Here is a 25,138-nt window from a genome sequence, read left to right as displayed (position 1 = left end):
AGTGATTAGTGATTAGTAATCGCGTTGCATCTCCGCAATTTTCTGTTGCAGTTTCTGCATTTGTTCTTCTTGCAGTACCTTTTTGTACTCGATGGGAACTATCTGGATGAACTCATCCACATAGTGATTCCAGTTGTCGAGCATGGTGCGGGCAAGTTTGGAGCCGGTGTAGAGGTAATGCTGACGGATGAGCTCGTGCAGTTCTTTGCGATAACTTGCCTCTTCGATGAGGCTTAATTCTACCATCTCCATATTGCAGAAGTAGTCGAAGTTACCATCCCGGTTCCAGACGTACGCTACACCGCCGGACATACCCGCTGCGAAGTTACGTCCCGTAGAACCAAGAACCACTACACGACCGCCCGTCATGTATTCGCAGCAATGGTCGCCTACACCCTCTACCACGGCAATGGCACCGGAGTTGCGGACGGCAAAACGCTCGCCTACACGTCCGTTGATGTAAACTTCGCCGCTGGTGGCGCCGTAAAGCAGTGTGTTGCCGGCAATGGTATTCTTTTCGGCTTCAAAATTGGAGCGCACCGGAGGCAATACGGCGATGCGTCCGCCCGAAAGACCTTTGCCCAAGTAGTCATTGGCTTCCCCTTCCAGCTTGAAGTTGACTCCGGATACGAGGAATGCGCCGAAGCTTTGTCCGGCAGAACCTTTGAACTTGACGTTCAGTGTGTGTTCCGGCAAACCTTTCTCACCATATTTCGAGGCGATGGCACCCGAAAGCATAGCGCCGCAAGCACGGTCGGTATTGGCGATGGTATATTCAAGAGAAATCTCTTTCTGGTTTTCTATGGCTTCGGCGGCAGCATTCAGCAAGGCAACGTCTTTCACCTGATCAATGCCATGTAGCTGGTCGATGGTGTGCCGAATGGCGGCTTCGGTGTTGACGCGTGCCAATATCTTATCAAAGGAAATCAAGGCATGTTTGGGATAGCTGTTCTTTGATTTACGAAGAATAAGGTCTGTACGTCCTACAATATCATCTAACTTCTCGACCCCAATCTCTGCCAGATACTCACGTACTTCCTGTGCGAGGAATGTGAAGAAATTTACGAGATACTCACTGCGTCCGTGGAAACGCTTGCGTAGTTCTGTATTCTGAGTGGCTACTCCTACGGGACATGTATTTTGATGGCATTTACGCATCATGACACATCCTAAAACGATCAGTGCACTAGTAGCGAAGCCGAATTCTTCGGCACCCAGCATAGCCATGAGCACGATGTCCCGTCCGGTTTTCAGCTGACCGTCCACTTGCAGCATAACTTGCCCGCGTAGCCCGTTCAACACTAAAGTTTGTTGAGTTTCGCTCAGACCCAGTTCGGGAGATATGCCCGCGTAGCGGATGGAACTGGCAGGAGAGGCGCCCGTACCCCCTTCGGCTCCGGAGATGACGATCAGGTCGGCTTTGGCTTTAGCCACACCTGCGGCAATGGTTCCTACACCACTTTCGGCTACCAGTTTTACGCTGATTTTGGCATGTGGGTTCACGTTCTTCAGGTCGAAGATGAGCTGTGCCAAATCCTCTATGGAGTAGATGTCATGATGAGGCGGAGGAGAAATCAGCGAGATGCCCGGAATGGAATGGCGTGTTTTGGCAATGACCTGGTCTACCTTGAAGCCGGGCAACTGACCGCCTTCACCCGGCTTTGCACCCTGGGCAACCTTGATTTGTATCTCATCGGCATTGACCAAGTATTCGGCAGTCACGCCGAAACGTCCCGAAGCTACTTGCTTGATGGCGCTACGCATGGATGTCCCGTCTTCAAGAGGCGTGAAGCGTGCGCTGTCCTCACCACCTTCACCGGTGTTGCTACGTCCGTGAATCTTATTCATGGCGATGGCCATTGCCTCGTGAGCCTCCTTGCTGATGGAGCCATAGCTCATGGCACCCGTCACAAAACGGTGAAGGATGTTCTCAACCGGTTCCACCTTATCTATATTAATAGGCGAGCGGCGGAAATCGAGGAAATCACGCAGGAAGATAGGGGACGCTTTGCCATCTATCAATGAGGTATATTCCTTGAACTTTTTATAACTGCCTAGTCGTGTAGCCAGTTGCAGGGTACTGATGGTTTCGGGATTCCAAGCGTGCTGCTCGCCGTCTTTGCGGTACGCGTATAGCCCGTTGTTGGGTAGCAATTCATCTTCGGACGGAGCATTGAATCCGTTGTTATGGAAGGCGATGGCATCGTGTGCCACTTCATCCAGGCGAATACCGCCGATTCGCGAACTTAATCCACCGAAGTAAGCATTGCTCAGTTCTTCGCTTAGACCTATCGCCTCGAATATCTTGGCACCCCGATAGGAGCGAATAGTGGAGATACCCATTTTGCTCATAACCTTGAACAGACCTTTGCAGATGGATTTGATATACTTCTTTTCGGCAGTGGCGTAGTCCAGCTGAATTTCTTTAGCGGCTACCAGCTTGTCGATGATGGCAAATGCCATGTAAGGGTTCAGGGCACTGGCACCGAAGCCCAGCAATAGGGCAGCGTGCATCACTTCGCGTATTTCACCACTTTCTACGACTAATGCTGTTTGCACGCGTTTGCCTACTGCGATAAGATGATGATGTACCGCACTCACGGCAAGCAATGACGGGATAGCTGCATGTGTGGCATTCACACCTTTGTCGGAGAGGACAATGTAGTTCACTCCTTCATTAACCGATTCTTCTGCTTGCTTGCAAAGATTGGCCAAAGATTCCTTCAGACCGGTATGCCCTTTTTTTGCTTCGAAAAGCATGGATAGCTTTACTGTTTTGAAGCCTTTATAGCGGATATTACACAAGATATCCAATTGTGTATTACTGAGAATTGGATGATTGAGGCGTACCATTTTGCAATGGTCTTCGCTGGGTGTAAGGATGTTCATGCCCACAGCACCGATGTATTCAGTCAGCGACATCACTAACTCTTCACGTATCGGATCGATGGGCGGATTGGTAACTTGGGCAAACTGTTGGCGGAAGTAATTATAGAGAAGTTGAGGCTTATCAGAGAGGATAGCCAATGGAGTGTCATTACCCATTGAATGAATGGGTTCGGCACCAGTGGTACACATCGGAATTATCAGTCGCTCTATATCTTCTTTTGAATAACCAAAGGTACGAAGCATACAATGATAGTTCTCGACACTTTGTGACACTTTGCGTCCGCTTTTCAGTTCGTCCAGTTCTATACGATTGGTAGCAAGCCATGTACGGTAAGGTTTAGCTTCGGCCATTTGGTGTTTCAATTCTCCGTCGTAGTAGATTTTACCTTTTTCGGTATCAATGAATAGTATCTTTCCGGGTTGCAGCCGTCCTTTCTCTTTGATATCTCCCGGTTCGAAGTCTAAAACGCCAACTTCACTTGCTACTATCATTATGTCATTGTGGGTAATGAGATAGCGTGCCGGACGTAAACCGTTACGATCGAGCATTCCTCCTGCAAAGCGTCCGTCACTAAACAATAGGGCGGCCGGACCATCCCACGGTTCCATCAGGATAGAATGGTATTCATAGAAAGCTTTCAGGTCTTCACTGATAGGGTTCTTTTCGTTGAAAGATTCCGGTATAAGCATAGCCATGGCATGTGGCAGACTGAGTCCGGACATGACAAGAAATTCCAGCACATTATCCAGCGAAGCACTGTCGCTCATACCCGGCTGTACAATGGGGCTTATCTCTTTTATATTACCCAGAGTGGGAGAGGATAGTACACTTTCGCGAGCTTCCATCCAACCACGGTTGCCACGTATGGTATTGATCTCACCATTATGTGCCAATAGACGAAAAGGCTGTGCCAATCCCCATGTGGGAAATGTATTGGTGCTAAAACGAGAATGTACCAGTGCCAGACCACTCGTAAAATAGTTGTTTGTCAAATCAGGAAAGTAGTTGCGCAGTTGTATCGAAGAAAGCATACCTTTATATATAATATTCTTCGTAGAGAGCGATACAATATAGAAGTCTTCATGACTAGGTATGGGAGACTTGCGTATTTTGTTTTCTATTCTTTTTCTTATCAAATAGAGCTTTTGGTCGGCAGTCGTACTGTCGGCAAATCCGGTAATGAAGATTTGTTTGATATTCGGTTCGGCAGCAAGTGCAGCTTCGCCAAGTATTTCGGGGCAAGTGGGCACATTACGTATATGCATCAAAGTGAGTCCTTCCTTTTCAATCTCTTCGATGATAATACTTAGTGTGTCAGCTTGGTCTTTCTTATCTTTGGGGAGGAAAAGCAGACCTGTACCATACTTCCCTTTTTCTGGTACAGGAATTCCTTGTAACAGAATGAACTCATGTGGTATTTGTAACATAATCCCCGCACCATCGCCAGTCTTGTTATCGGCACCTTCAGCTCCACGGTGGCGCATGTTTTCCAAGATTTTTAGTGCTGATTCCACTAGCTCGTGTGATTTCCCTCCATGAATATTTACTAACATACCCACTCCGCAAGCATCATGCTCATAAGAAGGATCATACAGACCTGCTTTTTTAAGTTTCTGTTGATAAGAGGTTGTTTCGTTGTCACTGTTAAAAAGACTGGTTTTCTTCATTGTTGTTTTTCTTATTTATGCTTATGAATGAATATTTGTGGCAAAATGTTCGACAAAAGTAGACAAATACTTTAATTATGATATATTTTTGTATGGTTTGTTTTTCACAAAATAAGTATGAACTGATCTGAAGTGATAAAATGTAATATATTTGCTTGTGTATATTACTATTTTGATTTTTTATATAGGCTTTATGTGATAAATTGTAATTTATATATCTTGTTTCGATAAAATATAGTTTTGAATTCGAGACTTACAATTATTTCTATGAAAATGTTCACCGGTTTATGAAAAAACAAGAGTTTTTATGAACAAGGAGAGCTATCTTTCGTTTTATATATAAACATATTAAAGTCCCTCATTATGAGAACAACTCTTTTTTTTAAGAAAGATACAAGAAAGCTGGTAGCTTTTACTCTATCAATGTTGGTTTTGTCGGGGTGTCAAAAAAGCGTGTACGATCCAACCAATGACCCGCCAGTTGATAACCCTGTTGTGGACTACTTCGACTTTGCTACTTCCGATGTTCATCCATTGACCATAAACTATAATGTAAAAGATCATCGTGTGCAGTTTGGGGTTTACGATATAAATCCGTTGACAATGGTCGATGATTATCATTATACAATTGCTGATGTAGCCCCTTTATTCTCCGGATATACAGATTGGGACAGTCATTTTGAAGGTGATATTAAGGTTCCTTCCGGTCTCGATAAAGTTTATGTATTGACCGAAGGTTTTGGCATGCCTTCAGTGTATGAGGTACCCGTGACGGTAGGTGGAATTACACTGACACAAGATTTTTCTGCAACTACTGCCCAAACCAGATCTGACAGTTACTCGTTTGACTTTACTTATCCGGTCGGGAGTGCTGCAAATCCTTATTATGTAAGTTCTCCTCTTGGTAAGTGGAATTCAACAGGGAAAATAGAAGCTATGACTACAAGTACTGTTATTCAAGGATTGACGGCACGAGTGCAGAAAATAGCACCACCAACCGGAAATAATTCAGCATTCGCTAAAGGAAAGGAGTTTACGAATCTGGTTACTTATAAAGAAACAGTTTTTAATCCTGCAACCGGACAAATAGAAGGAGGTACGGAAATGAAGGTAAAGTTCCTTTGGGAGTTTGCAGGTTATCACAATGTGTTAGGATATTACTATTATCCCAAAAATACCCTATTGACCGAAGCGACATTCAAACAATTACCCAAGTACCTGGTCTTTCCTAATGTGTCGTGGGACGAGCGCTATGCGGGTAATGCAAATGCTGCCTATAGACCCGATTATGGTTGCATCCCATTGTTGGAAGGTTCTGCGGTGGCACTTAAGTATTATGGTCCTAATTATGACCAACCCGGTACCACGGTTTTTCCGAAAGATATAGTAGTAGGTTGGATGATGATGTCCGATGCATTCTATACGGCTGAAAAAGGTAGTTTTACAAAGAGCAATATCAATGGCTATCTTGAAAGTGATGTTTTGGGAAACAAAACCCATCAGACTTATATGGGAGGCAGTTATACCATGGGTCGTCCTAATTCAATTTATGGAAATCCGAATCATTTGCCCTATGTCTTTTCTAATGAAGAATTTAATACGAACAAGGTTCCGGGTTGTATCACTCTGTATGACGAGACTTCCAATACAATCGTTATCGGTTTTGAAGATGGTGATTTGCGGAGCTATCAGGACATGCTGTTTTATGTGGAAGCTACACCCGGAGTTATCAATCCCGGATGGGCAGTGACGCAACAGACAGTTGAGAACCCAGTGAAGAGTACGTATAGTGGTGCATTGGCCTTTGAAGATAATTGGCCACTGAAGGGGGATTATGATATGAACGATGTTATTGTAAACTATGTAAGTGAAGTTACTATAAATGCTCAGAATAATGTAACACAACTTGTAGACCACTTTACAGTAGTGAATAATGGTGCTTCTTATGACAATGGTTTTGGATATGAACTGGGTATCTCGCCCGATGCTATAGAATCGATAACGATAGATCGCAAAGGTGTTGCTTCAAGTTTTGTAACAGATAGTAAAGGACTGGAAGTGGGTCAGAAGGATAAGTCTGTGATTATGTTGTTCAACAATCATAAAGATGCGTTGAATAAGGAAATAGTAGTAACTATAAAAATAAAGAGTACAACTGCTATCAAGTTGGGCACTGGGGTGATGTACCCGCCTTACAATCCGTTTATAGTTTCACGGAGCAATGAAAACTCAGGTCAGGGACGTTTGGAAGTACACTTACCTAAGATATATAAACCTACTGCTTTGGCAGGAGGATTGGGGGAAGGGGATGATGCTTCGACTAGTACTGTTTGGTATATTTCCGATCCGGATAAGAACTCGATACAATATCCGTTTGCATTGAGTATTCCTTTTGATGCTACCTACAAACAATTTATTCCACCTACTGAGAAGCATGTAATCAGTGAAGATTATCCTGCTTTTGTTAATTGGGTGAAGTCCAATGGAATAAATTATAAAACATGGTATAAACAAAATAGCAAGAATTAATATATGGGGTTTTATGCCGGATAGGTGATGATAAGACTATCCGACAATTAGCCTTTAAAACTTTCAATTCCGTATATTTCTATTTATCTGTCTGTTATATTTGTAGTAACAATGTCTTTTTGCTGCAAAAATGAAATTTTAATATATTTTTGTCAAAATAAAAACGTAAGACGTATCTTTATGTCGTATAAATTTGTATATTTGCAGCCGAAATAAAAATAGAGACATTATGTGTGGAATCGTAGGCTATATTGGTCAAAGAAAAGCCTACCCCATCCTTATCAAAGGTCTGAAGCGGTTAGAGTACCGTGGATATGATAGTGCAGGGGTAGCATTAATCAGTGGCAAGCGGCAGCTGAACGTGTATAAGGCGAAAGGCAAGGTTTCGGAACTGGAAACTTTCGTTACTCAAAAAGATATTTCCGGTAACATAGGTATTGCACATACCCGCTGGGCCACTCACGGAGAACCTTGTTCAGCAAATGCCCATCCTCATTATTCCTCTTCCGAAAGACTCGCTCTCATCCATAACGGCATCATCGAAAACTACGCCGTTCTTAAAGAAAAACTTCAAGCTAAAGGCTATACATTTAAAAGTAGTACTGATACAGAGGTACTGATTCAACTGATAGAATACATTCAGGTGACGAATCATATCGATTTGTTGACTGCTGTACAGCTGGCTTTGCAGGAAGTGATCGGTGCGTATGCTATTGCAGTACTCGACCGGGATAATCCCGACGAGATAATAGCAGCGCGCAAGAGTAGTCCGCTGGTAGTGGGTATTGGTGAAGATGAATTCTTTCTGGCTTCGGATGCAACGCCGATTGTGGAATATACCGATAAGGTGGTGTATCTGGAAGATGAAGAAATAGCTGTGATTCATCGGGGTGAACAGCTGAAAGTGGTGAATTTGAAGAATGTAGAGTGTCCGCATGAAGTGAAGACAGTATCGCTCAATCTCGGTCAGCTGGAGAAAGGTGGTTATCCTCACTTCATGCTGAAAGAAATCTTCGAACAACCGGATTGCATACACGATTGCATGCGTGGACGCATCAACGTGGAGGGTACGAATGTGGTACTTTCCGCAGTGATTGATTATAAAGAGCGCTTGCTGGCTGCCAAGCGTTTTGTGATTGTTGCATGCGGCACGTCCTGGCATGCGGCACTTATCGGCAAGCATCTGATTGAAAGTTTCTGCCGTATTCCGGTAGAAGTAGAATATGCATCGGAATTCCGTTACCGTGATCCGGTGATTGACAGCAACGACGTGGTGATTGCCATCTCGCAAAGTGGCGAAACTGCCGATACGCTTGCTGCCGTGGAACTTGCCAAGAGTAAAGGAGCATTTATTTATGGTATATGTAATGCGATTGGTTCCAGCATACCACGTGCCACGCATACAGGCTCTTATATCCATGTAGGACCCGAAATAGGCGTAGCATCTACCAAAGCTTTCACGGGGCAGGTTACAGTGCTTACTATGTTGGCACTCACCCTTGCCAGGGGAAAGAATACAATTGATGAAGAGCGGTATTTCGCAATTGTCAAGGAGTTGGGACGTATTCCCGACAAAATGAAAGAAGTGCTGACATTGAACAACCGCATTGCCGAATTATCAAAGATATTCACATACGCTCATAACTTCATCTACCTGGGACGCGGATATTCTTACCCCGTAGCTTTAGAGGGTGCGTTGAAGCTGAAAGAAATTTCCTATATCCATGCCGAAGGCTATCCAGCTGCCGAAATGAAGCACGGACCTATTGCGCTAGTGGATGCTGAAATGCCGGTGGTAGTCATCGCTACGCAGAACGGACTATATGAAAAAGTACTGAGCAATATACAGGAAATCAAAGCACGCAAGGGTAAAGTAATCGCTATTGTTACGAAGGGTGATACGATTATCAGTAAAATAGCTGATACTTGTATCGAGTTGCCGGAAACAATAGAATGCCTGGATCCGTTAATAACTACGGTACCTTTGCAATTGCTTGCCTATCATATTGCAGTATGCAAAGGTATGGATGTAGATCAGCCAAGAAACCTTGCGAAATCGGTAACTGTAGAATAATAAATAGATGGAACAATTAAAGCATGAATGTGGCGTTGCGATGATACGCCTGTTGAAACCACTGGAGTACTATGAAGAAAAGTACGGTACTTGGATGTATGGGCTGAACAAGCTCTATCTACTGATGGAAAAGCAGCATAATCGTGGACAAGAAGGTGCCGGGCTGGCTTGCGTAAAGCTGGAAGCCAATCCGGGTGAAGAATATATGTTCCGTGAACGTGCGCTCGGTTCGGAAGCTATCACCGAGATATTCGGTGCGATACAAAGCAACTACAAGGACTTGACGAAGGAGCAATTGCACGACGCAGCATATGCCAAACGAGTATTGCCTTTTGCAGGAGAGGTCTATATGGGGCATCTTCGTTATTCCACCACCGGCAAGTCCGGCATCTCATACGTGCATCCGTTCCTCCGCCGGAATAACTGGCGTGCCAAGAACCTTGCCCTCTGTGGTAACTTCAACATGACGAATGTAGATGAAATCTTCGCACGTATCACTGCCATCGGACAACATCCCCGGAAGTATGCCGATACTTATATCATGTTGGAACAACTGGGCCATCGCCTCGATCGTGAAGTAGAGCGGGTATTCAATCTGGCTGAGGCCGAAGGACTCACCGGAATGGATATTACGCATTACATCGAAGATCATATTGACCTAGCCAACATGCTACGTACCTCCAGCAAAGAGTGGGACGGAGGTTATGTAATGTGCGGACTGACCGGTAGCGGAGAGACTTTTGCCGTACGTGATCCGTGGGGCATACGTCCTGCCTTCTGGTATCAGGATGATGAAGTGGCGGTACTTGCCAGTGAACGTCCTGTTATCCAAACCGCCTTTAACATCCCTGCCGAATCTATCAAGGAGTTACAGCCCGGACAAGCGATGCTTATCAATAAGGCAGGAAAACTTCGAACCGTACAAATCAATAAGCCCCGTGAAGTGAAACCTTGTTCTTTCGAGCGTATTTACTTCAGTCGTGGCAGTGATGTGGACATCTACAAAGAACGTAAACAATTAGGTGAGAAGTTAGTGCCTAACATCTTGAAAGCCATTGATAATGATATTGATCATACCGTGTTTTCATTCATCCCCAATACAGCCGAAGTCGCCTTCTATGGAATGCTCCAAGGCTTGGACGATTATCTCAATCAGGAGAAGATACAGCAGATCGCTGCTTTAGGTCATAATCCCAATCATGAGGAGCTGGAACGTATTCTCTCCCGTAGGATCAGGAGCGAGAAAGTAGCCATCAAAGATATCAAGTTGCGTACTTTCATTGCCGAAGACCATAGCCGTAACGACCTTGCCGCCCACGTGTACGACATCACGTATGGGAGCCTTATGCCGGGTGTGGATAACCTCGTCATCATCGACGATAGCATTGTGCGTGGTACCACCTTGAAACAAAGTATTATTGGCATCCTCGACCGTCTCAATCCGAAGAAAATAGTTATTGTAAGTTCCTCTCCACAGGTACGTTATCCCGATTATTACGGCATCGACATGTCAAAGATGAGTGAATTCATCGCTTTCAAAGCCGCCATCGAACTGCTGAAAGATCGTGATATGCGGGATGTAATTGCTGCTGCCTATCGTAAATCCAAAGAACAAGTCAGATTGCCCAAAGAAGAAATGGTGAATTATGTAAAGGACATATATGCTCCCTTTACTGCTGAAGAAATTTCTGCCAAAATGGTCGAACTACTTACTCCCAAGGGAACGAAGGCAAAGGTACAAATCGTATATCAACCTCTAGAGGGCTTACGCGAAGCTTGCCCCAAACATCAGGGTGACTGGTATTTCAGTGGCAATTACCCCACTCCGGGTGGCGTGAAGTTATTGAACAAAGCATTTATTGATTTTATAGAACAAGGATATCAATTTTAGTTATAACTAATAATTCATTACTAGTTTTACTGCTTTTTTTATTATGAGAAATGTAACATTACTCCTCGACGACGGGAGCCGCTTTCACGGTAAGTCGTTTGGTTACGAGAAACCGGTAGCGGGGGAAGTGGTCTTCAACACAGCCATGACGGGTTATCCCGAGAGCTTGACAGACCCTTCGTATGCCGGACAGTTAATGACGCTGACTTACCCGTTGGTAGGCAATTATGGCGTGCCTCCTTTCACAATCGAACCGAATGGTTTGGCTACTTTTATGGAGAGCGAAAAAATCCATGCAGAAGCGATTATCGTAAGTGATTATTCCGGGAACTATAGCCATTGGAATGCTACTGAGAGTCTCAGCGACTGGTTGAAACGTGAACAAGTACCGGGTATTACGGGTATTGATACACGCGAATTGACCAAAGTGTTGCGCGAACATGGTGTAATGATGGGTAAGATTATCTTTGACGATGAACCGGACAATATTCCCGAAGCAATATACGAGGGTGTGAATTATGTGGATAAGGTGAGTTGTAAAGAAGTAATCCGTTACAATGAAGGTGAAGGGAAAAAGAAAGTAGTACTTGTGGATTGCGGTGTAAAGACCAACATCATTCGCTGCCTGCTGAAACGGGATGTGGAAGTGATTCGTGTACCTTGGAATTATGATTATAGTGGATTGGAGTTTGATGGTCTTTTCATCTCCAACGGTCCCGGTGACCCGGACACATGCGATGTAGCAGTACAGAATATCCGTAAGGTAATGACGAATGACAAATTGCCTATCTTCGGTATCTGTATGGGCAATCAATTGCTTTCAAAAGCTGGTGGGGCGAAGATTTATAAGTTGAAATACGGACATCGTAGTCATAACCAACCGGTACGTATGGTAGGTACGGAACGTTGTTTCATTACCTCTCAGAATCATGGTTATGCGGTAGATAACAATACGCTGACCGCAGATTGGGAACCGCTGTTCATCAATATGAACGATGGATCGAATGAAGGTATCAAGCATAAACGCAATCCTTGGTTCTCGGCACAATTCCATCCGGAAGCTGCCAGTGGACCTACAGATACGGAATTTCTATTTGATGAGTTCGTGAAATTGCTGTAATCAACTATTTAAAAGTACAACAGATGAAAGAAGACAATATAAAGAAAGTCCTGCTGCTAGGTTCAGGTGCACTGAAGATCGGTGAAGCAGGAGAGTTTGATTACTCAGGTAGCCAGGCACTGAAAGCATTGAAGGAGGAAGGTATCCAAACCATTCTTATCAATCCGAATATCGCTACGGTTCAGACTTCGGAAGGAGTGGCCGATCAGATATACTTCCTGCCCGTAACCCCTTATTTTGTAGAGAAGGTAATCCAGAAGGAACAACCTGACGGCATTATGCTCGCCTTTGGTGGACAGACTGCTTTGAACTGCGGTGTGGCACTTTACAAAGAAGGTATCTTCGAAAAATACAATGTAAAAGTTCTGGGTACTCCCGTACAGGCCATTATCGACACCGAAGACCGTGAGATATTCGTCCATAAACTGAATGAGATTGATGTAAAGACTATCCAAAGTGAAGCCGTAGAGAATGTAGAGGACGCACGTCGTGCCGCTGCCCATCTGGGGTATCCCGTTATTGTACGTGCCGCATACGCTTTGGGCGGACTGGGTTCCGGCTTCTGCGACAATGAAGAAGAACTGAACGTGCTGGTAGAAAAAGCCTTTGCTTTCTCTCCGCAAGTATTGGTGGAAAAGTCCTTGCGAGGTTGGAAGGAAGTAGAATACGAGGTGGTTCGCGACCGTTTCGACAACTGCATCACCGTTTGTAACATGGAGAACTTCGACCCGCTGGGCATCCATACGGGTGAGTCCATCGTTATTGCTCCTTCACAAACTTTGAGTAACCGCGATTATCATAAATTGCGTGAACTTGCCATCCGTATTATTCGCCACATCGGTATTGTAGGTGAATGTAACGTGCAGTATGCTTACGACCCCGAGAGCGAAGACTACCGGGTTATCGAAGTAAATGCCCGCTTGAGCCGATCATCTGCATTAGCTTCTAAAGCAACAGGTTATCCACTTGCATTTGTTGCTGCAAAACTAGGCTTGGGCTATGGCTTGTTCGATTTGAAAAACTCAGTAACCAAGACTACAAGCGCTTTCTTTGAACCTGCACTGGACTATGTAGTCTGCAAAATTCCTCGTTGGGATTTAGGCAAATTCCATGGGGTAGACAAAGAGCTCGGTTCTTCCATGAAGTCTGTAGGAGAGGTAATGGCTATCGGTCGTACTTTTGAAGAAGCCATCCAAAAAGGACTTCGCATGATAGGTCAGGGCATGCACGGCTTTGTAGAAAATAAGGAACTTGTTATTGCCGACATCGACAAAGCCCTGCGCGAACCTACTGATAAGCGTATCTTTGTAATCTCTAAAGCTTTCCGTGCCGGTTATACCGTAGATCAGGTACACGAGCTGACCAAAATCGATAAATGGTTCCTTGAAAAGCTGATGAACATTATGCACACCAGCAAAGAACTGAAACAATGGAGCAAGAACCACAAACAAATTGCTAAGATACCTATCGAACTTCTTCGTAAAGCCAAATGCCAAGGGTTCTCCGACTTTCAGATAGCCCGTGCCATCGGTTTTGAAGGCGATATGGAAGATGGAATACTCTATGTTCGCAATCATCGCAAAAGCATAGGCATGCTGCCTGTAGTCAAGCAAATAGATACGCTTGCCGCCGAATATCCCGCTCAAACCAATTACCTGTATCTTACCTATAACGGCGTTGCCAATGACGTGAAGTACCTGGGAGATAGGAAGAGTATCGTTGTTCTCGGTTCCGGTGCATACCGTATCGGGTCTTCTGTAGAATTCGACTGGTGTGGAGTACAAGCTTTGAATACTATTCGCAAGGAGGGGTATCGTAGTGTTATGATAAACTATAACCCTGAAACCGTATCTACCGATTATGACATGTGCGACCGTCTTTACTTTGATGAACTTACCTTCGAGCGTGTCATGGATATCCTCGAACTGGAGAATCCTCATGGCGTAATTGTATCAACCGGAGGTCAGATTCCGAATAATCTTGCTTTGCGCCTCGATGCACAGAACATGCCCATCCTGGGAACAAGTGCCAAGAGTATTGACAATGCCGAAGACCGGGATAAGTTCTCCGCTATGCTCGACCGTATCGGAGTAGATCAACCCGAATGGAGTGCTCTTACTTCACTCAAAGATATCAATGCATTCGTTGCCAAAGTCGGCTTCCCTGTGTTGGTTCGCCCTTCGTATGTATTGAGTGGTGCGGCTATGAATGTTTGCTCCAATCAGGAAGAACTGGAACGTTTCCTCGAACTGGCAGCTAATGTATCGAAGAAGCATCCTGTAGTTGTAAGCCAGTTCATCGAACATGCCAAGGAGGTGGAAATGGATGCGGTAGCACAAAACGGTGAAATCATTGCATACGCTATCAGTGAACACATAGAGTTTGCGGGTGTACACTCCGGTGACGCTACAATCCAATTCCCTCCGCAGAAACTATACGTGGAAACTGTGCGTCGTATCAAACGTATCAGCCGCGAGATTGCCCGCGAGCTGAATATCTCCGGTCCGTTCAATATCCAATATCTGGCAAAAGACAACGATATCAAGGTGATTGAGTGTAACTTGCGTGCATCAAGAAGTTTCCCCTTCGTCAGCAAAGTATTGAAGATAAACTTTATCGAGCTTGCCACAAAAGTAATGCTTGGCATCCCTGTGCAAAAGCCGGATAAGAACCTCTTCGACTTGGATTATGTAGGAATCAAGGCGAGTCAATTCTCCTTCAACCGTCTGCAAAAGGCTGACCCGGTGTTGGGTGTGGATATGGCTTCTACGGGTGAAGTGGGTTGTATCGGCAGTGATACTTCCTGTGCGGTACTGAAAGCTATGCTATCCGTAGGCTACCGCATTCCGAAGAAGAATATCTTGCTTTCTACGGGTTCATTGAAACAGAAAGTAGATATGATGGATGCAGCTCGTATGTTGGTACGTAAAGATTATAAGCTATTTGCAACAGGGGGTACCTACAAGGCGCTTTCTGATGCCGGTATCGAATGCACCCGCGTGCTTTGGCCTAGTGAGGTGGGGACTGATGGAACCGAGTCTATTCCACAAGCTCTTGACATGTTGCACCATAAGGAAATAGACATGGTGGTGAATATCCCTAAGAACCTGACTACCGGTGAATTGAGCAACGGTTATAAGATTCGTCGTGCTGCGATTGACCTGAATATACCGTTGATAACGAATGCCCGGTTAGCGAGTGCCTTTATCCAAGCCTTCTGTACGATGACGCCCGATGATTTGGCTATTAAGTCGTGGTCAGAATATAAATAACATTATAATAATTTCACTAAACATCTTCTGCCTGAGTCTGTTATATTGAAGCATTCTAAAATGAACAAGAATAAAATTAACCAATTAAGAAAGCGTGAAAATGAACAGACTTATTGTTATAATGACTGTGCTGCTGGTGGCTATAGCTGCCAGCGCACAAACGAAAGCGGAGAGAGATGCCCGGCGAAAGGAGCAGAAACGTTTGGAAGCCATTCAGGATTCCATCAATCATGTGAAAGCTGTATATGCTTTGGAGAATATGGATTTTGTGTTGGCGGCTGACCAATTGCAGTTTAAACGTGGCAGAAGTGCCTTTGTTTCTTCTTCAACGAACTTTGTGTCCTTGTCGGACGGTATGGCTGTAGTACAGGTGGCGTCTTACAGAGGTGGCGGACCTAATGGTCTAGGCGGTATCACTGTTGAGGGACGTGCTTCGGGAATGAATATCAAAACCGATAAGAAAGGTACTGTATATTTCTCGATGCATGTATCAGGAGTAGGTATCTCAGCTTCGGTACGCATTACGTTGTTTAAAGGAAGTAACGAAGCATCTGTAGAAGTCAATCCGAACTTCCATTCCAACAGAATTACGTTGAGGGGAAAGCTATTGCCTTACAGTGAAGCCGGAGTATTTAAAGGATTCGCTAGATAATGACTGAAGATTGCGTCTGCAATGACGCAGCTAAGCAAAGTAAATGACGTAGCTTAGTGTCTGCAATGACACAGTTCAATAAATAAAATGACGCATTTCACGGACAATGAGGTGCGTCATTTGCTTTATTAAGCTGCGTCATTACTCTTCACTCATATACCATTCTATTACTTCATCCAGTTCTGTACGCAGTTCATCCTCCGTGAAATCTGTATTGGCAGGATAAATCAAGCATATCCATAAATCAGGATTATCCGATATCTTCTGATAACGAGAGTAGGGTAAATCTGAGATTGATTCTGAAGGGTCATTGGTCAGAACCTCATAAATCAATTGGTAAGGGTGTGAGTAAATCACGTTATGCCGTCTACGGTAACCGGGACCGGTCAGAAATGAATACTTGGGAATGGGGTTTATCTCCTGCTCCGGATTGTCCGTATAGTCCTCCTCCACATCTATATCCGATTCGTCTACAGTAGGTTCTTCAATGATTGGTTCTTCCATATCTGTACATTCGGTATTTGTTTCTACGGTTTCCTCTTCAAAAGTAGGTAACTCGGTGTAATTTAATCGATGTAGTCCGGTATCTTCATCTGAGAACTGGATGTTATGAGTATTAAAGTTTCCATTCTTTTGTGACCATACTTCGTAGTCACCTATAAAATAAACCCTTTTCTTGGCACGGGTTACGGCTACATTCAGAATATTACTGTTTACCCAGCTAATAGCTCCTCCGGAAGAGGGCTGGCATCCCAATATAAAGATTACTTCTTCCGCTTCTTTGCCCTGAAATTTATGGACGGTTCCACAATTGGTATTTGCCCAGGATTTATATTTGGATTGGAGATATTCATTCTCTTTTACCTGTAATGCCTTTTTTACAGAATCTTTCACTCCACTGATTACAGTGGTAAATGGTGAAATGACGTAGAGTTTCCGGTTATCTCCTTTTTTGTAATGCTTCTTCATCCAGGATAGGATAATTCGAAGGCAAAGTTCTCCTTGTTCGGGTAAATAATGGTTATTTCCCTGTGCATGCATATTCTTATTTCCAGGCACATCTATCCAAAGTGAATGGCGGAATAATAATTCTTTTTGTTCGTCTTCTTTCACTTCATCTTTTGTTCCTAAGATCATGGTCTCGTCATAAGATACACGGTTGGAAATGCCGAACATAGGATTGATGCAACGACGATGAACCACCAACGGGCATCCTACCCATGTATCCCCAATCCATGCCCCGTAGGGATTAATCAAGTCAGCAAAGCCTTGAACGGAATGAGATTTAGACATATATGCCTTTAAAGAGTCGATTCTACATTTCTTTTGATAGATACTCATTAATGTTTCATCCGTTGTCACAACCGGTTCTACTTGTTTAGGATCGCCTACAATGATTGCTTTCTTTGCTCTCCATAAGGCACCGACGGCATATTGTGGAGAGGCTTGTCCGGCTTCATCTACTATCAGTAAGCCTAATTGTTCCTTACCTACATATTCCAGCATTTTCTGTACCGAAGCAAAGGTGGTGGAGACTACAGGGACAAGAAAGAAGAGGCTGTTAAGCAGGTGGGGGAAAATCAATTTCTTTTCTTCAGTGTTGTATTTTCCTTCCCAAAGATATTTCAATGAATAGAGGTTACGTTTCCAAATATTGGAACTGAATAAGAACGAACCATGTAATTTGAGTGCCAGATAAAATAATTCTTCTCTTGCTTTATCAAACTCTGCATTTATCAACGGATTGGTTGATTGCATTTTTTCGTTTAGGGTTTCAAAAATAGCTTCATTGCAAGATAGTTTCCTGCGTATTTGTTCTACAAGTTGATATTGTGCCAAAAATTCGTCTTTAGCCGTTTTGAAATCTTTAAAAGGTTCTTTGAATTTAGCAGTGTTCTTTTCATTACCATATTTACTGCTGATTTTATCGGTAAACTGATCAAGAACCTTCTCTTTGAAAGAGCGGATGTTGTCACTTTTGCCCAAACGTGCAGATATCAATCCCCAAGCCTTTTTAGTATGTTGATTGGGGTCTATTGAGTCGTTCAACATATTGGCGGCAAGTTCTCCAAAGAAGTGCTCTTTTTCTTCATTGAACAGTAGCGTATGTCCTGCCTTTTTCATGGCTTCGGCGTTAGGCAGTTTGCTCATTTCGGGAAGTTCGAAGGTTATATTTTCTACCGCAGTATTGTTGCAAGAGGCTACTAGAATGCCATAATCATCCAGTCCTAATCCTTCTTTAAAAGAATGTGTTTTTTGTGGGAACCTGTTACCTTCAATTAGTTTACTGTAAATAGGTTTATTGTCGTAAGCGTCGTCCGGTTCATTCAGATTGGCTAAAATGTGTGCCCGGCGCACAATGTATTCGGCAATAATATCTTTTAGCAATGTTGTTTTACCGGTTCCCGGAGGGCCATTTACAGAGAATATGCCACGTCCGCCATGACGTTCATCCGCCAAGGCGATATTTATTGCCATTTGTTGCATCAGGGCGGGGGGGAATTCCGAAGGCCAACGCCCCATCGGATATTTGTCCGGTTGCAACCATTTCTTATAATTATCTATTGAGCAGATGCTTCGGCGTTCTTCAATGGTTTTTAGAGGAGCGTTGATGTAATCAAGCAACAACCGTGTAGGTCCCTCATTTTGCAAACTTTTGTGTATGCGATTCAAATCTTTAGTGTAAAAACTCTGATTCAGATCGGTTTCATTCTCCGAAAATATGCGTATACAGACTTTTTCCAGTTTTTTTTGCTGGTTGGCGTTGGTTGGAGCGAATAACTTGTAGATACGAAGTTCTTTTAATAGCAAATCAGTCTTTTTCAATAACCGTCCGTATAGTCCGTTAGAAAGATCTCCTTGAAAAAACTCGTTTCCTGCTTCCAAGAAAGGTTCCAGATTGTCTTCATTGATGGTATAGTTGTACAGTAGACAGCTGATAGCCCAGATATATGAAGAAAGTTGAAATGATCCTTCAACGTATTTACCATCCTGGGTAACTTCTAGAGTATAAAGTACGCTGGTTTTATAATCTCTCTCTAAAAGTTTTCTGAAACGTTTATTTACTTCATCGGCCGGAACGCATTTATATAGTTCTTTTAGTAAATCATATTTAGGTACTGCACCTATATAAAGACGAATGATATCTTTTTCATTTCGCGCCGATTGGACAAAATCTTTCAGTTCTTTATCTGAGGTGACATTTGGTTTTATTTTTTCCTCATTATTCCCTTGGGGTAGATTGGGAAAGGTAATTTCTTGAAAGTACTCCAACACTTCCCAATAGGTAAGTATATTTTTGGCATCGCGCGTATTATTCGTAACTGAATTCAGTAGTTGTTTTAAAGAGGGTAAGTCCATTAGCATATAAGATTAGGATACAAAGGTACGTTATTTTTTATATTCTATTGTATTTATTTCCGTTTCTGATACTCTGCCGGTGTCATTCCCGTCATTCTTTTGAAGAATTTCGAGAAGAACGAAGGATTAGGAAAGTCCAATTCATCTGATATCTGGAAGACTAATAAATCACTATGTTTGAGCAATACCTTTGCTTCGAGTATAATAGCTTGGTTGATCCATTGCATCACAGTTTGCCCGCTGACTTCACGGATAATCGTACTTAGATAGTGTGGTGTCAGACAGAGTTTATCGGCATAGAAGCTGATGTTCCGTTCTTGTTTGCTATGTTCGTTCACTAGTGCAATGAAACGACGAAAGGTTTCTTCTTGCCTGGTGAGAGATACCGAGGGGGAATTCTGTTTGTTGTTTTGAATAAACCACACGTTTTCAACCAATGCGGTAATCAGATACTGTACTGCTTCACGACGAAAGGGAACACAATTTGCTACTTCCCATATCAGTGAAAAGAATCGGCCGGTCTGCAGCCATTCTTCCTCTGTTAGGGGAATAATGAAGTGAGGGTTGGGAAAAGAGTTTGCCAGAGATTTGCGATACAGTTCCGGTAAGAAATTATTGTCCGGCACTATAGCCTGAAAATTGAAATCGTGTGTTATGCTGATAAGCTCGATTATTGAGTTGGGAGGGATGATAACCATCATTTGAGCTGATACGGTATATTTTATCAGATTGATGGATAATACGGCTTCGCCACTTAACCCACGAATAATCCTGCCTTCTTTGGCACGATAAGGTTGTCCTAAATTAAAGAAATCACTTTTCATGAGAAAGAAATTATTTATGATTCCTATTTCATGATTGATGAATCGATATTCTGCGTTGACTACAACCTTAGGATCGTTCAGAAATTCAAGAGCCAGTTCTTGTGGTTTGCTTTTTGCCATATCTGTTTGCTTCTTATTTACGATGTAATTCTGTGGCAAAGATAAGAAAATTCACCTGTTTATACTATTTTTAGTTTGCTTATCGAACAAATAGAACATTTCATTCGATTAATAGAAAGTATTTGTGTAGCTTTATGCTCTATCTTTGCATCGTGTTAATCAAATAACGAAATTTTTGGGATATGAAACGAACTATTCTTTCTTTTACCCTTCTTCTTGGAGCGACATTGACATACGCTCAACTTACATTGGATGAGTGCCAAAGTAGGGCAAAAGTAAATTATCCGCTGGTACGTCAATACGGACTCATCGAAAAGTCACTAGAGTACGATCTTTCCAATGCCGGAAAAGGATACCTGCCGCAATTCTCGCTATCGGGCAAAGCAACTTATCAGAGTGACATTACGGAACTACCTGTAAAGATCCCGGGAGTAGATGTGAAAACTGCTCCTAAAGATCAATATCAAGTAATGCTTGAGTTACAGCAAACGATATGGGATGGTGGAGATATCCATTCTAAAAAACGCCTGACTCGTGCAGCCTCGGATGTGGAACTAGAGAAACAGAGTGTAGATATGTATGCTTTGAATAACCGGGTGAATCAACTCTTCTTCGGCATCCTCTTACTGGACGAGCAGCTAAAACAGAACCAATTGCTACAAGACGATCTGAGACGTACTCACCAACAAGTTTCCAACTATATAACCAATGGTATAGCCAGCCAGAGTGATCTTGATGCCGTCAGTGTGGAATTGCTGAATACCAAACAGAAGCGCATTGAACTGGAAAACTCACGGCAGGCATATCTGAACATGCTTTCTGCTTTTGTAGGCAAAGGTATTTCTCAGGAAACCGTTTTACTGAAACCAATAGATGAAGAAGTGAGTAGTGTAAACGAAGGAAGAAATAATCGTCCGGAACTTCGCTGGTTCGACGCTCAGGGTGAGCAGTTGAGAGTACAAGAAAGCACGTTGAATACCAGGCTCATGCCCCGCTTTGGATTGTTTGTACAAGGGGCATACGGTAATCCGGGACTTAATATGCTGAAAGATGAATTCAGTGCCTACTATTTGGCAGGCGTTCGTATGTCATGGAACTTCGGCAGCTTATATACATTTAAGAACGACCGTCGCCGGATAGACAATTCACGCCGGAAGGTGGAGACGAACCGGGATGTATTCCTCTTTAATACTCAATTGGAAGCTACACAACAAGATGCAAGCGTGGTATCCATGCGCCGGCAAATGAAAGATGATGATGAGATCATTCGTCTGCGTGAGAATATCCGCCGTGCTGCTGAGGCTAAGGTTGAAAATGGAACATTGACTGTTACGGATATGCTGCGTGAAATCACGAATGAAAATTTGGCTCGTCAAACGAAAGCGTTGCACGAAGTGCAATTGCTGATGAACATAGAGCAGTTGAAAAATACATTGAACCTTTCAAATAAGAATTAAGTCATTGAAAATATTAAATATAGATATTATGAAGCCAATCAAATTTTTCCCTTTCTTGTTGTTACTCACCGCCTGCTCCAGTGGTACTCCGAAATACGATGCAACAGGAACTTTCGAAGCTACCGATGTGATTGTTTCTGCTGAGGCTTCGGGCAAGCTGCTTAGTTTCGATATCGAAGAAGGTGCCGCATTGAAAGCCGGACAACAAGTAGGTATCATCGATACTATTCAACTCTATCTGAAGAAACTTCAATTGGAGGCCAGTGTCAAATCGGTCGAAGGTCAGCGTCCCGATATTATAAAGCAGGTTGCCGCTACTAAAGAACAGATTGTGCAGGCCAAACGGGAACGTGACCGTGTAGCCAACCTCCTACGGGTAGGTGCCGCCAATCAGAAACAGCTTGATGATGCCGAGTCTTTACTTGAGGTACTTCAAAAGCAACTTGTAGCCCAGAATTCTACTTTAAAGAACAGTGACCAAAGCTTGACGTGGCAAAGCTCCTCTGTAGGCATACAAGTAGCGCAGATTGAAGATCAGTTGAGTAAATGCCACATTACCTCACCACTAACGGGAACCGTACTTGCCAAGTATGCCGAAGCCGGTGAACTTGCTGCACCGGGAACACCTCTCTTCAAAGTGGCCGATATGGAGCAAATCTACTTGCGGGCGTATATTACCTCTGAGCAACTGGCCAATGTGAAATTAGGACAGAAAGCGACTGTTTATGCCGATTATGGTGATGATATACGTAAAGAATATCCCGGCGTTGTGACGTGGATTTCTGAGACTTCCGAGTTTACTCCTAAAACAATCCTGACGAAGAATGAACGTGCCAACTTGGTGTATGCCGTGAAGATAGCCGTTAAGAACGATGGTATGCTGAAGATAGGAATGTATGGGGGAGCGGATTTTAGTGATTAGTGATAAGTGATTTGTTTATGGAACATGCAGTTAGAGTAGATTATGTCTTCAAGTGTTATGGCAAGGTTGAAGCGCTGAAAGGAGTTTCCTTTTCTGTTCGCCCCGGTGAGCTCTTTGGGATTATCGGTCCAGATGGGGCAGGGAAGACATCGCTTTTCCGTATTCTTACTACTTTGCTGGTGGCTGATAGTGGCACGGCTACTGTTTGCGGACTGGATGTAGTGAAGGATTATAAAGCCATACGTTGCAGAGTGGGGTATATGCCCGGTCGTTTTTCCCTTTATCCGGATTTGACGGTGGAAGAGAATCTGAACTTCTTCGCAACCGTATTCCATACCACCATCGAAGAGAATTACGATTTGGTGAAGGATATCTATCAACAGATAGAACCGTTTCGCAAACGTCGTGCCGGAGCATTGTCGGGTGGTATGAAACAGAAGCTTGCCCTTAGTTGTGCCCTTATCCATAAACCGGATGTGCTCTTTCTGGACGAGCCTACTACGGGTGTGGATCCTGTTTCCCGCAAAGAGTTTTGGGGAATGCTTCGTCGCCTGAGGGAACAAGGTATCACTATCATTGCATCGACTCCTATTATCGACGAGGCCCGCCAGTGCGACCGTATTGCTTTTATCAATGAAGGGCGAATACTGGGGATTGATAGTCCCGACCGCATTCTGGAACAATTCTCTGATATTCTTTGTCCTCTGGGCTTGCAGCATGATAAAGTTGAGAACCGGGATAACAATGTGATCGAAGTAGAAGGACTGACCAAGCGTTTCGGAAATTTTACTGCCGTAGATCATGTATCCTTTGAAGTGCATAAAGGTGAGATCTTTGGTTTTCTGGGTGCTAATGGTGCCGGTAAGACTACGGCTATGCGAATGCTCACCGGATTAAGTCACCCCACTGAAGGCAAGGCGTATGTAGCGGGATTCGATGTTACCACCCAAACCGAGGAAGTGAAGAAGAATATCGGCTACATGAGTCAGAAGTTCTCCCTCTATGAAGATCTTAAAGTCTGGGAGAATATCCGCCTTTTTGCCGGAATCTATGGTGTGCCCGAAGCGGAAATAGCTCCTAAGACAGATGAACTGCTTCTTCGTTTAGGATTAGATAAAGAACGTGATACATTGGTGAAAAGTCTTCCACTGGGTTGGAAGCAGAAACTAGCTTTTTCCGTTTCCATCTTCCATCATCCTAAGATTGTTTTTCTGGATGAACCTACCGGAGGGGTCGATCCTGCTACCCGCCGCCAGTTCTGGGAACTGATTTATCAGGCTGCCGACCAGGGTATCACCGTTTTTGTCACCACCCACTTCATGGATGAAGCGGAGTATTGCGACCGTATTTCCATTATGGTAGACGGCGTAATCCGTGCCCTCGATACCCCTGAAGCATTGAAAAAACGATTTAACGCTACTACAATGGACGATGTGTTTCAACAACTAGCTCGCCAAGCAGTGCGAACAGCTGACTAAGAATCCATGTAATCCGTGTAATCTGTGTTTAAAATAAAGAAAAAATGAAACAATTTATCGCTTTTGTCCGAAAAGAATTCTTTCACATCTTCCGCGACCGTCGCACGATGCTGATCCTTTTGGGTATGCCCATTGTTCAGATCATCCTGTTTGGTTTTGCCATCACTACGGAAGTCAAGAATGTGCGTGTTGCCGTTCTCGACCCATCTAACGATGTGATTACCCGTCGGATCATAGATCGTATGGACGCCAGCGAATATTTTACGATTGCCAGTCGCCTGCATTCTCCGGATGAGGTGGAACATGCTTTCAAGCGAGGAGATGTCGATATGGCAATTGTCTTTAGCGAACGTTTTTCAGACAATTTGTATACGGGTGATGCTGCCCTGCAAGTTATTTCAGATGCTACCGATCCCAATATGGCTACTATGCAGGCAGGATATGCCACGAATATCATTTCTATGGTCGGCCAGGAAATGCTTCCACCGGGAGTACGTGCAACTACAATCATACCACAAATCAAGCTGCTCTATAATCCTCAGATGAAGAGTGCCTATAATTTCGTGCCCGGCGTCATGGGCTTGATACTGATGCTGATTTGTGCCATGATGACTTCTATCTCCATTGTGCGCGAAAAAGAGACGGGAACAATGGAAATCCTGCTGGTATCTCCAGTAAAACCGATTTTCATTATTCTTGCCAAAGCGGTACCTTATTTTGTATTGTCGTTTGTCAATCTTGTCACTATATTGCTGCTTTCGGTCTATGTGCTCGATGTTCCCGTAGCGGGCAGTTTGTTCTGGCTTATCATTGTGTCGTTGCTCTTCATCTTTGTGTCATTGGCTTTAGGCTTGCTCATTTCTACTGTTACCCGCACGCAGG

General features: G+C 43.7%; 13 protein-coding genes. 10 read left to right on the top strand and 3 right to left on the bottom strand.

Annotated elements, in window-relative coordinates; translation table 11 throughout:
• Positions 1-12 precede the first annotated feature (12 nt).
• Positions 13-4,557, bottom strand: coding sequence for a glutamate synthase large subunit (gene gltB / locus Q1W14_RS03720; RefSeq protein ID WP_300699393.1), 4,545 nt, complete (start codon positions 4,555-4,557; stop codon positions 13-15).
• Positions 4,558-4,920: 363 nt separating this feature from the next.
• Between gltB and Q1W14_RS03715 the strand changes: the two genes are divergently transcribed.
• The 6 genes from Q1W14_RS03715 (at position 4,921) to Q1W14_RS03690 (ending at position 16,095) form a co-directional block, all read left to right on the top strand.
• Positions 4,921-7,086 (top strand): LruC domain-containing protein, encoded by a 2,166-nt coding sequence (locus Q1W14_RS03715; RefSeq protein WP_300699391.1) that lies wholly within the window; start codon positions 4,921-4,923, stop codon positions 7,084-7,086.
• A gap of 229 nt (positions 7,087-7,315) precedes the next feature.
• On the top strand, positions 7,316-9,160 hold the full coding sequence (glmS, locus tag Q1W14_RS03710) for a glutamine--fructose-6-phosphate transaminase (isomerizing) (RefSeq protein WP_300699389.1): 1,845 nt from the start codon (positions 7,316-7,318) through the stop codon (positions 9,158-9,160).
• 7 nt (positions 9,161-9,167) lie between these two features.
• Positions 9,168-11,051 (top strand): amidophosphoribosyltransferase, encoded by a 1,884-nt coding sequence (locus tag Q1W14_RS03705; protein WP_300699387.1) that lies wholly within the window; start codon positions 9,168-9,170, stop codon positions 11,049-11,051.
• A gap of 43 nt (positions 11,052-11,094) precedes the next feature.
• Positions 11,095-12,171 carry a glutamine-hydrolyzing carbamoyl-phosphate synthase small subunit gene (gene carA, locus Q1W14_RS03700; RefSeq protein ID WP_300699386.1) on the top strand — a complete coding sequence of 359 codons (1,077 nt, stop codon included), beginning with the start codon at positions 11,095-11,097 and terminating at the stop codon, positions 12,169-12,171.
• Between the two features lie 23 nt (positions 12,172-12,194).
• Complete coding sequence (gene carB, locus Q1W14_RS03695) at positions 12,195-15,443, top strand: carbamoyl-phosphate synthase (glutamine-hydrolyzing) large subunit (protein ID WP_300699385.1); 3,249 nt, start codon at positions 12,195-12,197, stop codon at positions 15,441-15,443.
• 100 nt (positions 15,444-15,543) lie between these two features.
• Positions 15,544-16,095 (top strand): DUF4251 domain-containing protein, encoded by a 552-nt coding sequence (locus Q1W14_RS03690; RefSeq protein WP_300699383.1) that lies wholly within the window; start codon positions 15,544-15,546, stop codon positions 16,093-16,095.
• Between the two features lie 141 nt (positions 16,096-16,236).
• Here Q1W14_RS03690 and Q1W14_RS03685 read toward each other — a convergent pair whose 3' ends face one another.
• Complete coding sequence (locus Q1W14_RS03685; protein ID WP_300699382.1) at positions 16,237-19,455, bottom strand: AAA domain-containing protein; 3,219 nt, start codon at positions 19,453-19,455, stop codon at positions 16,237-16,239.
• 53 nt (positions 19,456-19,508) lie between these two features.
• Positions 19,509-20,399 carry an AraC family transcriptional regulator gene (locus tag Q1W14_RS03680; RefSeq protein ID WP_300699380.1) on the bottom strand — a complete coding sequence of 297 codons (891 nt, stop codon included), beginning with the start codon at positions 20,397-20,399 and terminating at the stop codon, positions 19,509-19,511.
• Between the two features lie 182 nt (positions 20,400-20,581).
• Here Q1W14_RS03680 and Q1W14_RS03675 point away from each other — a divergent pair, with 182 nt between their 5' ends.
• From Q1W14_RS03675 to Q1W14_RS03660, 4 genes are all read left to right on the top strand, one after another.
• The gene (locus Q1W14_RS03675; RefSeq protein WP_300699378.1) at positions 20,582-21,856 is read left to right on the top strand and encodes a TolC family protein; all 1,275 of its coding nucleotides are present in this window, start codon (positions 20,582-20,584) and stop codon (positions 21,854-21,856) included.
• A 28-nt stretch (positions 21,857-21,884) separates the two neighbouring features.
• A complete protein-coding gene (locus Q1W14_RS03670) occupies positions 21,885-22,778 on the top strand; it encodes an HlyD family efflux transporter periplasmic adaptor subunit (protein WP_300699376.1) in 894 nt (297 codons plus the stop codon).
• Between the two features lie 17 nt (positions 22,779-22,795).
• The gene (locus tag Q1W14_RS03665) at positions 22,796-24,256 is read left to right on the top strand and encodes an ATP-binding cassette domain-containing protein (protein WP_300699374.1); all 1,461 of its coding nucleotides are present in this window, start codon (positions 22,796-22,798) and stop codon (positions 24,254-24,256) included.
• A gap of 44 nt (positions 24,257-24,300) precedes the next feature.
• Positions 24,301-25,138, top strand: an 838-nt coding sequence (locus Q1W14_RS03660; RefSeq protein WP_300699373.1) for an ABC transporter permease, incomplete at its 3' end; no start/stop codon positions are given.

It is taken from the genome of Bacteroides sp., assembly GCF_030151085.1.
Classification (GTDB): domain Bacteria; phylum Bacteroidota; class Bacteroidia; order Bacteroidales; family Bacteroidaceae; genus Bacteroides.
This window is presented reverse-complemented; position numbering and strand designations above follow the sequence as displayed.